The 14,131-nt window shown below is 37.5% G+C and carries 11 protein-coding genes and 1 other annotated feature; all 11 genes read right to left on the bottom strand.

Annotated elements, in window-relative coordinates; genetic code table 11:
- Positions 1 to 76 precede the first annotated feature (76 nt).
- The 11 genes from HMPREF1117_RS05605 to pepF all read right to left on the bottom strand — a co-directional run bounded on the left by HMPREF1117_RS05605 (position 77) and on the right by pepF (position 14,129).
- A complete protein-coding gene (locus HMPREF1117_RS05605) occupies positions 77 to 406 on the bottom strand; it encodes a metal-sulfur cluster assembly factor (protein WP_000331933.1) in 330 nt (109 codons plus the stop codon).
- Positions 407 to 420: 14 nt separating this feature from the next.
- Positions 421 to 1,530: an RNA polymerase sigma factor RpoD gene (gene rpoD, locus HMPREF1117_RS05600; RefSeq protein WP_000201895.1), complete on the bottom strand. Its 1,110-nt coding sequence runs from the start codon at positions 1,528 to 1,530 to the stop codon at positions 421 to 423.
- A 2-nt stretch (positions 1,531 to 1,532) separates the two neighbouring features.
- Complete coding sequence (gene dnaG / locus HMPREF1117_RS05595; protein WP_000227845.1) at positions 1,533 to 3,293, bottom strand: DNA primase; 1,761 nt, start codon at positions 3,291 to 3,293, stop codon at positions 1,533 to 1,535.
- Positions 3,294 to 3,382: 89 nt separating this feature from the next.
- Positions 3,383 to 4,141, bottom strand: coding sequence for an ABC transporter ATP-binding protein (locus HMPREF1117_RS05590; RefSeq protein WP_000125444.1), 759 nt, complete (start codon positions 4,139 to 4,141; stop codon positions 3,383 to 3,385).
- Positions 4,138 to 5,004, bottom strand: coding sequence for an ABC transporter permease (locus tag HMPREF1117_RS05585; RefSeq protein WP_000637276.1), 867 nt, complete (start codon positions 5,002 to 5,004; stop codon positions 4,138 to 4,140). The genes HMPREF1117_RS05590 and HMPREF1117_RS05585 overlap by 4 nt, the downstream gene beginning before the upstream one ends.
- A gap of 61 nt (positions 5,005 to 5,065) precedes the next feature.
- On the bottom strand, positions 5,066 to 6,073 hold the full coding sequence (gene trpX / locus HMPREF1117_RS05580; RefSeq protein ID WP_000792188.1) for a tryptophan ABC transporter substrate-binding protein: 1,008 nt from the start codon (positions 6,071 to 6,073) through the stop codon (positions 5,066 to 5,068).
- 118 nt (positions 6,074 to 6,191) lie between these two features.
- Positions 6,192 to 6,410: a binding site (T-box leader), on the bottom strand.
- A gap of 93 nt (positions 6,411 to 6,503) precedes the next feature.
- Positions 6,504 to 9,200: a phosphoenolpyruvate carboxylase gene (ppc, locus tag HMPREF1117_RS05575; protein WP_000058215.1), complete on the bottom strand. Its 2,697-nt coding sequence runs from the start codon at positions 9,198 to 9,200 to the stop codon at positions 6,504 to 6,506.
- 24 nt (positions 9,201 to 9,224) lie between these two features.
- Positions 9,225 to 10,448 carry a cell division peptidoglycan polymerase FtsW gene (gene ftsW, locus HMPREF1117_RS05570; protein ID WP_000703340.1) on the bottom strand — a complete coding sequence of 408 codons (1,224 nt, stop codon included), beginning with the start codon at positions 10,446 to 10,448 and terminating at the stop codon, positions 9,225 to 9,227.
- 161 nt (positions 10,449 to 10,609) lie between these two features.
- Positions 10,610 to 11,545 (bottom strand): peptidylprolyl isomerase PrsA, encoded by a 936-nt coding sequence (prsA, locus tag HMPREF1117_RS05565; RefSeq protein WP_000727959.1) that lies wholly within the window; start codon positions 11,543 to 11,545, stop codon positions 10,610 to 10,612.
- Positions 11,546 to 11,611: 66 nt separating this feature from the next.
- Positions 11,612 to 12,325: an O-methyltransferase gene (locus HMPREF1117_RS05560; RefSeq protein ID WP_029693136.1), complete on the bottom strand. Its 714-nt coding sequence runs from the start codon at positions 12,323 to 12,325 to the stop codon at positions 11,612 to 11,614.
- Between the two features lies 1 nt (position 12,326).
- Positions 12,327 to 14,129, bottom strand: a complete 1,803-nt coding sequence (gene pepF / locus HMPREF1117_RS05555; RefSeq protein WP_000244107.1) for an oligoendopeptidase F — start codon at positions 14,127 to 14,129, stop codon at positions 12,327 to 12,329.
- Positions 14,130 to 14,131 lie beyond the last annotated feature (2 nt).

Below are 14,131 nucleotides of genomic sequence, written 5' to 3'. Positions count from 1 at the left end.
GCTAAAGTAAGAAAAGACGATTGAAAAATTCGGATATTTCCTCTTTTTCAATCGTCTCTTACTACTCAATCGTAGACTACTTAATACCCAAGGCGATACGCGCGTAACGACTCATTTTTTCAACTGTCCAAGCTGGATACCATACCAACTTGACCTCAGTATTAGTTACTTCTGGTACATCCGTCATAGCATCATAAATCTGATCTGTTAACAAATCTGCCAAGGGGCAACCCATTGTCGTTAAGGTCATATCGATTTCAGTATGACCAGTGTCGCCGTCAAAACGAATTTCATAGATCAATCCAAGATTTACAATATCAATCCCCAACTCAGGATCTATCACGTCTTCTAAAGCACTTAAAATTCGGGTCTTAATAGTTTCTATTTGTTCTTCAGTATAAGCCATATGTATCCTCACTCTTAATCTTCAATAAAATCACGAAGCGGTTTGCTGCGACTTGGTTGACGCAATTTTCTCAAAGCTTTAGCCTCAATCTGACGAATACGCTCACGAGTGACGTTAAAAACTTTACCAACATCTTCAAGGGTACGCATTTTACCATCATCTAGTCCAAAGCGCAAGCGCAAGACGTTTTCTTCACGGTCTGTAAGAGTATCCAAGACCTCATCCAACTGCTCACGCAAGACGATACGAGTTGTATAGTCCACTGGATTTTCAATCACTTCATCTTCGATAAAGTCCCCAAGATGGCTATCATCCTCTTCACCGATTGGAGTTTCAAGAGATACTGGTTCTTGGGCAATCTTCAAGATTTCACGAACCTTGTCAGGTGTCATATCCATGCGTTCAGCAATTTGTTCTGGAGTAGGATCTTGCCCCAATTCTTGAAGAAGATTACGTTGTTCACGAACCAATTTATTAATAGTTTCAACCATGTGAACAGGGATACGGATGGTACGGGCTTGATCAGCGATAGCACGTGTAATAGCCTGACGAATCCACCAAGTTGCGTAAGTTGAAAACTTGAACCCTTTAGAATAATCAAACTTATCAACTGCTTTCATCAAGCCCATATTTCCTTCTTGAATCAAATCAAGAAACTGCATGCCACGACCGACATAGCGTTTGGCAATAGAAACAACCAAACGGAGGTTGGCTTCAGCCAGACGTTGTTTAGCTTCTATATCTCCAGCCTCAACAGCAAGGGCCAATTCTTTTTCTTCTTCATTGGTCAAGAGAGGTACAACCCCAATTTCTTTCAAGTACATACGAACAGGGTCATTAACCTTAGCAGAAGTTGAGCCAATCAAATCCTCATCGCTGAGTTCTGGTTCTTCTTCAGTGCTAAGCACACGCGCACTTGGATTTCCCTCATTGTCTGTGATAGAAATCCCCGCATCCTGAATTCGTTGCAAGAGATCTTCAATCCCATCAGCGTCAAGTGTAAAAGGAATTACCAAACTTGAATTGATTTCATCATCTGTTGCTGTTCCAGTTTTTTTATGATTACGGATAAATTCTGCTACTTGTACGTCAAATGTCGTTACTTCTTTTTGTTTTGTTGCCATTATTACTCCATTCTTCTCTTTTGGGAAATTAAACGTTCCAATTCTTCTAAGGCTGTGTCAGTATCTCCTACATGGCTAGCTTCCTGCACCTTCTTTTTGATTCTCATGTTGTCCTTATTTAATAGAGCCCTATTACGAGTCAATTCAACTTCACTTAATTCCTGAGGTGACATCTCAGTTGGTAAATCCAATGCTAATACTTGGTACCAAGCTTTCTCTATCTCCTCTGTTTGTTCTGCTAAAACTTCTGAAGGAATACTTCCATACTGGCTAAGTATCTCATATAGCGACTGAAACTCAGGAGTTTCAAATGAAAAATCCTCTCTCAAACGATACTCATTCAAAATAAGAGGAGATTCCATCATTCGATAGAGTAGATGAGCCTCTGCTCTTATAAGGACAGATAGTTGCTTGGTAACCGGCACTATGATAGGCGTTGGTCTGTAAACCCCATCCATACGATTTTGTCGATCTATTAAACGATTCTCATTGACTATTTGTTCAATCTGTGAATAGTCAAAAGAAGGAAGACTATCCGCTAAAATATGAATATAACTATTCTGTGCTGTTATGGACTTCTCCTTAATAATCAAAGGAGCAATTTTTTCAATAAACTCAATCTGTGCCTGTAGATTTTCACTATTTTCAGGTTTATAATGGTGAATGTAAAATTCAATCGGACTAATACGAGTTTTTGTCAATAAATAGGCTAATTCTTCTGTACTATGTTTTTGCAAATATTCATCTGGATCAAGACTGTCAGGCATACTAACAATCTGTACAGGCATGTCACCTATTTCATCTAAAGCTTTCAATGTCGCAGCTTGCCCTGCCTTATCACCATCATAAACTAGTATTAACTTTTTAGTTAACCTTCTTAGATGATCAACATGTTCTCGACTCAGTGCGGTCCCCATTGATGCGACAGCATTTTCTATTCCTGAACGATAAGCGGCAATAACATCCATGAAACCTTCCATGAGATACATCTCACTTGCTTTACCTGAAGATTTTTTCGCCCTGTCCATATGATATAATTCGTAACTTTTATTAAAAATTGCTGTCGATCTACTATTTTTATACTTAGCAGTCTGTGAATCTGTTTTCTGCCAGATGCGACCAGAAAATGCAATGACTTTTCCTTGATCATTTGTTAAGGGAAACATAATCCGATTATGAAAGGTATCCAGGAATTGATTGGCATCCGAAAGGTAAAAAAGGCCCGAATCTAGAAAATCCTCTTCACGATACTGACCTGATAGGCGTTGGTAAAGGTAGTTTCGTTCCCTTGGTGCGAATCCAATCCGAAAATGGTTGATCACATCATCTGTTAGCCCGCGCTGATAAAGATAGTTTCTTGCCTCTTGACCCATGGTGGTTGTCATGAGTATGGCATGATAAAACTTAGCTGCATCCTCATGCATATCATACAAGTTCTGATGAGGAGATGACGATTTCTGATTACTATGAAGTGGTTTTTCAACCTCTATCCCGACTCGGTCCCCAAGAATTTGAACAGCTTCCATAAAGGAAACACCTTGGTATTCTTCTACAAACTTAAAAACATCTCCTGAACGACCACAGCCAAAACAGTGGTAAAACTGTTTGTCTTCTACCACATTAAAAGAAGGTGTTTTCTCACCATGAAAAGGACAGAGCCCCAAGTAGTTCCGTCCTGCCTTTTGTAAAGAAATCACATCTCCTATGACTTCCACAATGTTGGCATTGTTTTTGATTTCTTCAATGACTAGTTTGTCAACCATACACAATACCTCCATGTTATCATAGTTTACTTTATATAGTATACTTTATTTCAGAAAAAAAGTAAACCATTTCACTCATTTTCCCAACTTTATTCAAAGAGTTGATAATAATCAGAGATTTTCATTTTTGATTTTTCTAATTGATTTAAATCTTGAATGATTCTCCCTTCTTTCATGACGATTAATCGATTGCCATATTTAAGGGCATCTTCCATGTGATGGGTAATCATTAAGGCTGTTAACTGATCCTTCTTGACAAATTCATCTGTCAATTCCATCAAGGCCACACTGGTCTTTGGATCCAGGGCTGCAGTATGCTCGTCTAATAAGAGTAATTCAGGACGCTTCAAGGTTGCCATCAAGAGACTCAAAGCCTGTCTTTGTCCACCTGATAAGAACTCAATCGGTGTATTCAAGTGTTTCTCAAGACCGTTTCCCACTTTTTCAATAGTTGCCTGAAACTCATCCTTATAACTAGTCAAGCGTCGTGGTAACAATCCACGCTTTTCACCACGAAACTTGGCAATCAAAAGATTTTCAGCCACCGTCATACGAGGAGCTGTCCCCATCTTTGGATCTTGGAAGACACGAGACAGATACTTAGCGCGCTTCTCTGGTGAAAACTTGGTAACATCCTCACCTAAAATACGGATAGTTCCACTGGTTAGTGATAAAGTTCCTGCAATAGTATTAAAAAGAGTTGATTTTCCAGCACCATTTCCACCTAAAATCGTGATGAAATCCTGTTCAAAAATTTCTAAGGAAACATCATTTAAAATAATCTTTTCTTCATCAAAGCCATTTTTAACAACTTTGGTTGCATTTTTTAATTCTACAATTGCTGTCATTTGCTTAATTTGGCTCCTTTCAAGATTTGTTGCTTAAATGTTGGAATCATGAGGCAAACTGCTAAAATCACGGCGCTGTACAAACGAAGGTAACTTGTATTAAAGCCGAGTGCAATAACTCCCCATACTAAGAATTGATAGGCTATTGAACCCACGACAATAGCTATTAACCGTTCTGCTAGGGTTAAACTCTTAAAAATTACTTCACCAATGATCAAACTAGCTAAACCAACAACTATGACTCCAATTCCTCGAGAAACATCTGCATAACCCTCTTGTTGAGCGATTAAAGCCCCTGCAAGAGCGATGACACCATTAGACAATACTAGACCCAAAAGTTCCATACGACCGGTATGTATCCCGAAACTTCTTGCCATGTCTGGATTATCTCCAGTTGCAATATAAGCTTGCCCAAGTTTAGTATCTAAAAAGAAAAGTAGGAGTCCAATAACAATACTAACAAAAACAAGTCCGGTCACTAATTGATTCAAATCAGAATCAAATGGCAGTACATCTTGAATTTGTTTGGTGCCAAGTAAACCTAAATTCGCACGCCCCATAATCAAAAGCATAATCGAATGACAAGAAGTCATTACTAAGATACCTGACAACAAAGTCGGAATCTTGCCCTTTGTATAGAGAAGTCCGGCTGCCATTCCTGCCAAACAACCAGCTCCAACAGCAATAAGAGTCGCGAGAAAAGGATTAACTCCTTTTGTAATCAAGGTTACTGCTACTGCTCCACCAAGTGGGAAAGAGCCCTCTGTTGTCATATCTGGAAAGTTTAAGATTCTAAAGGTCATAAAGATTCCCAAGCCTAAAATAGCCCAGACAAAACCCTGAGAAACAATGGATACTATCATAATTTTTCACTCATTCCTTTCGTAAAAATGGGAGGAGATGTCCCCAACTCCTCCTTTTATCTTATTCAATCACTTGTCCTGCTTCTTTTAAGATAGATTCTGGAATAGTGATACCAAGTTCTTTGGCTAATTTTTTGTTAACAACAGACTTACCAGTTGAGAAAACATTAACTGGTGTATCAGCTGGTTTTGCCCCTTTCAAAACTTGGGCAATCATTTTACCTGTAGCCACTCCAAGATCACGTTGATCAACAACCACTGATGCCAAACCACCAGCTTCTACCATGGCTGTTGCACTTGGGTAAATTGGTTTTTTGGCTGTTTGATTGCTAGATACAACTGTTGGAAAAGCTGACGCAATAGTATTGTCAATTGGAACCCAGATAGCGTCTACTTTACTTGTCATAACATTAACAGTGGAAGCAATTTCGTTTGTTGAAGGTACTGCAAATGTTTCTACCTTAAAGCCTGTTTTCTCAGCGTATTCTTTAAATTCTTCTACCTGTGTTTTTGAGTTATCTTCACTACTTGAATAAAGAGCTCCAATTGTTTTAACATCAGGTGTTAGAGCTTTAATTAGTTCAACTTGCTGTTGAGCAGGATTATGGTCAGAAACACCTGTAATATTTCCACCAGGATTTTTCAAATCTTTAACCAAGTTAGCTCCGATTGGATCTGTAATGGCTGCCATAATAACAGGTAAATCTTTTGTTACACTAGCTAATCCTTGAGCCGCTGGAGTTGCAATACCTACTACAATATCGTTGCCATTTGAAACCAATTGCTTACTCATTGTAGCAACTTTACTTTGATCCCCTTCTGAGTTCATAAAATCAAGCTTCAATTGGTCATCTTTGTAACCTTCTTCTGCTAATCCCTCTTGAATCCCTTTATAAATCAAATCAAGAGACGGATGGCTTACAAACTGAAGCACACCAACCTTAGCAACTTTCTTTTCATTCTTAACATCTTGCTTCACTTCTTGTTTATTCACCGAAGAATAAATCAAGCTTCCCACTACTAAAGCTACCATAGCAGCAATCATTCCAATCAATCGTTTATTTTTCATTTTATTTCTCCTTTTTCAATCACTTATATACTAATTTAATTAAGTTAACAAGCGACGCCATCGTTTACATTCCATAATTGTCCTCCTAAAATAAAAAGTCCTCACACAAAAATACTTGTGTGAGGACGTCGATGCGCGGTACCACCTCAATTATAGGGAATATCCCTACCACTCTGTCTCGCAATTACGAGATGCACTGTAAGGTGTGCTCACCGAATTCTTATGATTTCAAATTCTATTTAGTATTCAGCCCAATTTTCATCATTTTTGTTTATCTGTTTTCACCAAGCACAGACTCTCTAAAAAACTCTTATGATTACTTTCTGAATGCTTACATTATATCATTTTTCAATTACTTGTCAATACTATTTTAAAAAAACTTTAAAAAAATCAAAAACTTCCCCTTACAAAAGAGGAAGTTTAAATACAATCAACCTGAGTTACGAAGTCCTGTCGCAATTCCATTGATAGTTGTATGAATTAATTTTTCTTGATCGCTTGATAATTCTCCTCGGCGTTGGCGTTTAATCAATTCTAACTGGATGTAGTTAAGAATATTAAAGTATGGCATACGATAATCTAGACTGGCTTTTAGGTATGAGTTTTCAGCTAGTAGCTCATCATGATTTTCAATGGCTAAAATAACCTCTTTCGTCACTTGCCATTCATCTAGTATCGTTTCATAAACCGCTTTTACTTCTTCATTTTCACATAACTTAGCATATTCAAAAGCAATATTCATATTTGATTTTGATAATACCATATCTACATTAGATAGAAGAGACTGGAAGAAAGGCCAATTTTGATACATATCTCTTAAAATTGTGATATTCTCAGGATTTTTATCGATAAATTCTTTAAAACTAGAACCAACTCCATACCAACCAGGGAACATCACGCGGCTTTGTGACCAAGAGAAGACCCAAGGAATGGCACGTAAACCACCAATTTCTGTAATAGTTTTTCGAGCAGCAGGACGAGAACCAATATTAAAGCTAGAGATGGCCTTGATAGGACTTGATTCGAAGAAATAATCATAAAAATGTTCATTCCCAAAAACTAAATCACGATAGATATCATAACTGCGGTCCACCACCTGATCCATAATAGCTTCATAACGATTTGAAGTATTTGTATCACTCTTCCACTGGGTAATCATACGATTAATGGCTGCAGAGACTAACATTTCAAGATTATAGTAGGCAGCATCTTTGTTTCCATATTTATTACCAATCACTTCTCCTTGCTCTGTGAGACGTATACGATCTTTTATAGATTTAAGCGGTTGAGATGTAATTGCTTCATAAGTTGGACCACCACCACGGCCAACAGTACCACCACGCCCATGGAAGAAGGTCACCTTGACACCAAATTCATCTCCAATAGCTGTTAATTGTTGTTGGGCTTTATACAGTGTCCAACAAGATGATAAATAGCCACCATCCTTGTTACTGTCAGAGTAACCGAGCATGATCTCTTGATAATTGTTTCGAGAAGCAATCCACTTCTTAGCAAGGGAAAGAGAAAGGTATTTTCTCATTGTTTCTTCCGAATGATCTAAGTCTTCAATGGTTTCAAAAAGTGGAACAATTTGTACTCTTGCTCTCTCTTTATCAACTAGACCAACTTCTTTAAGCATGATAGCAAGCTCTAGCATGTCGGAAACGCTAGTTGCATGGGAAATGATTGTCTGACGAATCACATCATCTCCTAATTTGTCTTTTAAGCTACGTGCCGCTTTAAAAATTGCTAACTCTTTCTCTAATAGTTCTGATTTTTCAACATTAGTCGCTGAAAGAATTCGAGGATCCTCCTCCAACTGTTTCAACAAAAGATTACATTTTTCTTCTTCAGTCAGTTCACTATAGTGAGAATGAATGCCTGCTGATTTTAATAGTTCTGAAACGCAGGCCTCATGAACACTTGAATCTTGTCGCATGTCGATGGAAGCTAAATAGAAACCAAAGATTTCTACTGCTTGAATTAACTCAACAAAATCTCCAGAAATAAGTGATTCCCCCTTGTTCTCCAAAAGTGAGTCACGAATCGTAATTAAATCTTTATAAAAATCACTTGCAGCATTATAGCGTGGCCCAACTTCTTTTTCTTCAATTAGATAGGTTTTTGTAGCCTGTATTTTTGATTGAATATCAAACAAGGCGCGTCTATAGGGCTCTTTTTCTCTGTAAATCGAATTGTCCATAGATTGGCGAGCCATTTCTCGTACTTGCTTGCTAACATTTACAATACTTGATGAAAGTGAAAATTCACGGTATAGTTGATAGACTTTTTCATCATAGTAATCCATGATGACTTCGCATTGTGTCATTGCAGATTGCTTTAAAGTTTCCGCTGTTACGAATGGATTACCATCACGGTCACCACCAATCCACATTCCCATGGTAATAGGTTTTGGATGTTTTAATTCTAATCCGTGTTTTTTTGCTAAGCGCTTGTATTCCGCTGTCAAATGAGGGACAGCCTTCAAGAAAGAACTGTTGTAATATTCCATCACGTTCGTGATTTCATTGGTTACTTTCAATTTTTTCTCACGAATCATATCCGTCTGCATGATGATTTCAATATAGCGACGAAGATCATTATGCCATTTTTCTTTATTAATTAAGCCTAACTTCACATCTCTATATTTTCGGAGTAGATTGTGGATGTGGTTCGTTAAATCCAACATACTCTTACGTTGTACTTGGGTAGGATGGGCTGTAAGAACGGGTACCACATTCAGGTGTTCTAATATTTCAACAGCATTTTCTTTTTCGGCAACCATTTTAATAGTTGCTGAGAGTTTGCCAAGATAATCTTGATCAATATTATTTTGGTGATTAATTTCATAAGCTAAATCAACATCTTCTGAAATATTAATCAGGAGTGGTAAAATGGAGAAATAACGTGAAATATAAGCCATTTCATCGTTTGTTAAACTAGTAACCAACTCATTTAAACCTTGATAATCTTCCTGCATTGACAATTCTTTCAACTGCATGATTTTTTCAAAAGTCTCTGGAGCAAGCATATTTTTAGTAATATCTTCTAACAACTCAGTTAAAATTAAAACTTCTTCTTTGACGACAACTTTATTACTATAGTTTTCTAATTTTTGAAGAGACATAAAGGATCCTTTCTTCACTATGTTCTACATATAATTATAGGACTTATTTTCTAATTCTCGATAAATTTTTGCACGTTTTTCACTAGCATCAATATTCAAGACAAAGGCAACGGCTACAGATAAGACCAAAAGACTATTCCCTCCTTGTGAAAGAAATGGGAAAGTAACTCCAGTCGAAGGAATAATACCCGAAATACCACCAATATTAACAAAGACCTGTACTAACATCATTCCTCCAACTCCAAGAGCAACCATGGAATTGAATGGGCTTTCTGCTTTAATTCCAACAAGAATAATCCGTAAAATGAGGAAAAATACAAGTGCTAAAATGAGACTGGCTCCTACAAATCCGAATTCTTCGATTACAATGGAGAATACAAAGTCGGTATGGGCTTCAGGTAAATACCCTCGTTTCTCTATTGAATTACCTAATCCTAAACCAAACCAGCCTCCATTTACCATGGCGTAATAGGAATTTGCAAGCTGATGCCCTGCATCTGCTAAGTCATTAAAGGGATTAAAGAAAGCACTGAAACGCTTAGCTACATAGCCGAATACAGGAATTCTAGAAAATTTATCCACACCAATAAAATAAATTGAATATAAAAATAAAGCTGAACTCCCCGCTAAAAAAGTAAGAAAAGTGAAAAACCAACGATAGGCAATTCCACTAACCGTATACATGATTAAGGCAACTAAAACTAAAATAGTAGCATTACCTAAGTCAGGGAAAATTCCTAGACTTCCAATTAAAATCAAAAGAACAAAACGCCAATCATTAAAAGCTCTAGGAAACAATTGGTTTTGAGTTAAAACTTGGAAATCATAAACCTCAATCGCATCTTGTTGCTTGGAAAAATAGTTGGCTAAATACCAAATAATAATAATTTTTAGGTATTCAGCAGGCTGAATCGTTAAGGGACCTACTGAAATCCACCCGTAGGCACCATTAACACGAATTCCAACCAAACGTGCTAAGATCAATAAAATCATCTCAATAAAGATAACCATCCTAATCAATCTATCATTTCTTAGGAATCCTAGTTTCAATTTATAAATAATGGCAATCAATATCAAACTGAGGACCCAAAAGATACCTTGATTTCGAACCAATTGTAGGGCGCTTTTACCTTCTTGAACCAAGGTAGCACTGGTCGTCGAATAAACAACAATCAATCCAAGAATAGATAACAATAAGTAAGGAATCAGGATGGAAAAGTTTAACAGATGCCTTTTGCTAATTTTCATATATCACACTCTAATCGGATAGAGACCTATCTGTCTCCAAATTCCGTTTATTTTCTAGTTTTGTCTGCTATTATACCATTTTTTCCGAAAGAAAAAAACTCTTATCCATCAGTTAGTTAATTTTAGTAATAAAAAAGAGCACTAGGCTCTTTTTTATTATTTTATTTTGAAGAACTACTTGAAGTTGAATCTCCACCACCAATATATTGAGTAAAGATATTTTGGAAAGCTTGATCCTTCACTTTGATATTAGCAGCTTGTAATTCTTTTCCGATAATACTCTGAACAAAAGTGGCATCATTTTGTTTTTGAGTCAAAATATAAGTTTTTAATTTTTCTTTGTAATCATCTATATTTGATGATTTTTCTGTTTTCTTAATTAATTTAACTATGTAGAATTGACTCGTATATGCTTGTGTTCCTGATGCTTTAATGACATCAGAGACACCATTTACTTCTAAAGCAAATGCTGCTTTTTTAACTTGCTCAGGGACTTCTGTTGACGCAGAGTCAAACGTGATTTCACCACCATTTGCTTTAGTCTTTTCATCATTTGAATTATCTTTAGCTAATTGAGCAAAGTCTGCATCACTAGCTTTGGCTTTTTCAAGAATTTCTTTGGCCTTGTCTTCATTGTCCAAACGAATGATTTGAGCCGTTACATCAGGTGTGTACTCATCAAAGGCTTTTTTATAAGCTTCATCTGTCAATTCAGCTTCTGCTGCTTTTTTAACTGCCAACTCAACCAATTTACTTGTTCGAATCTGAGCCTTACGTGTTTCAAGAGTCATTCCTGCTTGAGATAAAACACGTTGGTAATTTTCACCGTATTGTTTTTCTTCTTCAGCAATCACATCATTAACCGTTTTATCATCAATTTCTGAACCATATTGTGCTTCAAATACTTTTTGGATAGTCATGTTTAATAAGACTTGTTGTGCTGAAGGATTGCTCTTTACTTGTTCATAAAATTGATGTTCCGTGATGACATCCCCTTTCATGCTAATAAGGTCTGCACCTTCAGAACCTTGAGAACATGCAGCTAAGGTTGCTACTGATAATAATGTAATGGCTCCTGCCAATAGTTTTTTCTTCATGTTTACTCCTTTAAAGTAAGTGTTACTACTTCTATTTTACTATATTTTCTTAAATTTTTCTGAAAATCATTCACTCTCTGGTAATTGAACATCCTCTATATTTTTTCGTATCATCAGAATGCCATCACCAAGAGGTACCAATGTAGCTGTCAAACCTGGATTATCTAAAGTTGCATCAAATAGTCTTTGGAGACCTCGATAAATAGTTCGTTGACCTCGGCGGACTTCCATGATATCTTTTGCAACATCTCCTCCTTGAAAAATATCATCTAACAGCACGACACCACCAACATCTAAGTGTTTTAGGATTTCAGGTAAAAAGATAATATATTTGGACTTGGCTGAATCCATAAAGACAAAGTCATAGGTTTCTGTCAAGGTAGACAATACATCTACTGCATCCCCTTCTAGTAGTGTGATCTGCTTGCGACTGTCAAACTGAGCAAAATTTTCCTTAGCAAAACCAATCATCTCAGGATTACGATCAATAGTTGTAATCTTGGCATTTGGCGCATGCTCAGCCATTAAGAGAGCCGAAAATCCAATTGCTGTTCCAATCTCCAAAATATTTTTTGGTTGCATGGTTTCCATAAGAAAACGGAAATAAGCAACCGTTTCATGGGGAATAATAGGAATATTTTCCTTGCGAGCAAAGTCTTCCAATTCTTTCAAATAGCCTGTGACTTGCTTTTGGCGCTGGCGCATTAAGTCCACAATTTCTTCCTTGACAACAGGACGACGCATGTTATGGTTGGCATTCTTACTATATGATTCAACCATCTTATGCCAATCCCAATTTTTCTACAAGGGCTTCAAACTCATTTAAGCGACGTTCAAAGACAGCAAAGGCATCGTTTAGGTAATCTTCCTTCTCCATATCAACACCAGCTTTTCTCATGACATTAAGTGGATAGTCAGACTTACCTGCCTTGAGGTAGTCGATATAGCGGTCACGGTCTTCTTGACTACCATGGACGATTTTTTCAGCCAAGGCTGAAGCTGCTGCAAAGCCTGTTGAATATTGGTATACATAGTAGTTATAGTAGAAGTGTGGAATACGTGCCCATTCGTATTGGATTTCAGGATTGTCTTCCTTGCTCAATCCATAATATTCTTGGTTCAAGTCTGCGTAGAGTTTATTTAGGAAATCGCTTGTCAACACTTCACCATTTTGATCGGCTTGGTGAATAGCGTGTTCAAATTCAGCAAATTGAGTTTGGCGGAAAACTGTTCCACGGAAGCCATCTAGGAAGTTATTAAGAATAGCAAAGCGCGTTGCGTCATCTTCCACTTCTTCCAATAATTTCTCCGTCAAGATATTTTCATTGGTCGTTGAGGCAATCTCAGCCAAGAAGATAGAGTAATCTCCGTAAACATAAGGCTGAGTTTCACGAGTATAGCTTGAGTGCATACTGTGACCTGTTTCATGAACAAGGGTAAAGAGATTGTCCAGATTGTCCTGCCAGTTAAGGAGCATAAAGGCATTGGTGTCGTAAGAACCCCCAGAATAGGCCCCTGAACGCTTGCCTTGGTTTTCGTAAACATCAATCCAACGTTCGCTGAAGGCACGTTTAACACGGCTCAAGTAATCCTCACCCAAGACTGCCAAGGCATCTTCTGCCTTTTTCAAGGCTTCTTGGTAAGTAAAACTAAATTCAACAGATGAAAGCGGTGTGTAGACATCGTACATCTTGAGATCTGAAATCCCCAATATTTTTGATCTAAGCTCAAGGTAACGATGCAAGAGTGGCAAATGCTTGCGAACTGCTGCTACCAGATTGTCATAAACACTTTCTGGAACAAAATTTGCCGCTAGGGCTGCATGACGAGCACTTTTGTAGTTACGAACTTTAGCACGATAGTTTTGCACCTTAACATTGGTTTGCAAGGTTTTAGCATAGGTATGTTGGAATTGTTCATAAGTCGCATAAAGAGCTTGATAGGCACCACGACGCACCTCACGATTTTTAGACTCCATCAAACGTGTGTAGGTTCCGTGAGATAGCTGAACCTCTTTACCATCATCATCCAATACATAAGGAAAGACGATGTCTGCATTATCCAAAATCGCGAAGGTTTCACTTGCCGAACCAAAGATTTCTCCAGCTCCAGCCAATAATTCTTCTTCACGTTGTGAAAGCACATGCTCTTTCTCTTGTAAAAGCTTATCAAAATAGTGTTGATAAACCTGCAATTTTGGCTGAGCTTCTAAAAAGTCAGCATACTGCACTTCACTGATTTCCATAAATTCAGGCTCATAGAATGAAAAAGCTTGGTCTAGCTGACTGTAGAGTGTCATGGCCTTGGCATAGTACTCTTGGTACTTGGCTTCACGGGTGTCCTGATCATTCTTCATATGAGCATAAACGTAAAGCTTCTCCATTTGGCGTTCCATTTCAAGAGACAATTCAGTGATTTCTAGTAGACTATCCGCACTATCCAAGAGATGGCCTTCAAACTGGCTTACTTTCTCCAGTTGTTCTGTTAAGCCTTTTAAGGCTTCTTCCCAAGCCTGGTCAGTTGGGTAGATCGTTGATAGATCCCATGTATCTTTTTCATTTATTTCATGTCTTTGTAATACCATTA

The sequence above is a fragment of the Streptococcus sp. SK643 genome (genome assembly GCF_000259505.1).
GTDB lineage: Bacteria > Bacillota > Bacilli > Lactobacillales > Streptococcaceae > Streptococcus.
Note: the sequence above shows the minus strand (reverse complement) of the source record. Positions and strands in the feature narration are given on the sequence as shown.

Excerpts from the sequence above, each read along its gene's own strand:
- HMPREF1117_RS05605 (WP_000331933.1), bottom strand. The coding sequence starts at position 406 with ATGGCTTATACTGAAGAACAAATAGAAACTATTAAGACCCGAATTTTA.
- rpoD (WP_000201895.1), bottom strand. The coding sequence starts at position 1,530 with ATGGCAACAAAACAAAAAGAAGTAACGACATTTGACGTACAAGTAGCA.
- dnaG (WP_000227845.1), bottom strand. The coding sequence starts at position 3,293 with ATGGTTGACAAACTAGTCATTGAAGAAATCAAAAACAATGCCAACATT.
- HMPREF1117_RS05590 (WP_000125444.1), bottom strand. The coding sequence starts at position 4,141 with ATGACAGCAATTGTAGAATTAAAAAATGCAACCAAAGTTGTTAAAAAT.
- HMPREF1117_RS05585 (WP_000637276.1), bottom strand. The coding sequence starts at position 5,004 with ATGATAGTATCCATTGTTTCTCAGGGTTTTGTCTGGGCTATTTTAGGC.
- trpX (WP_000792188.1), bottom strand. The coding sequence starts at position 6,073 with ATGAAAAATAAACGATTGATTGGAATGATTGCTGCTATGGTAGCTTTA.
- ppc (WP_000058215.1), bottom strand. The coding sequence starts at position 9,200 with ATGTCTCTTCAAAAATTAGAAAACTATAGTAATAAAGTTGTCGTCAAA.
- ftsW (WP_000703340.1), bottom strand. The coding sequence starts at position 10,448 with ATGAAAATTAGCAAAAGGCATCTGTTAAACTTTTCCATCCTGATTCCT.
- prsA (WP_000727959.1), bottom strand. The coding sequence starts at position 11,545 with ATGAAGAAAAAACTATTGGCAGGAGCCATTACATTATTATCAGTAGCA.
- HMPREF1117_RS05560 (WP_029693136.1), bottom strand. The coding sequence starts at position 12,325 with ATGGTTGAATCATATAGTAAGAATGCCAACCATAACATGCGTCGTCCT.
- pepF (WP_000244107.1), bottom strand. The coding sequence starts at position 14,129 with ATGGTATTACAAAGACATGAAATAAATGAAAAAGATACATGGGATCTA.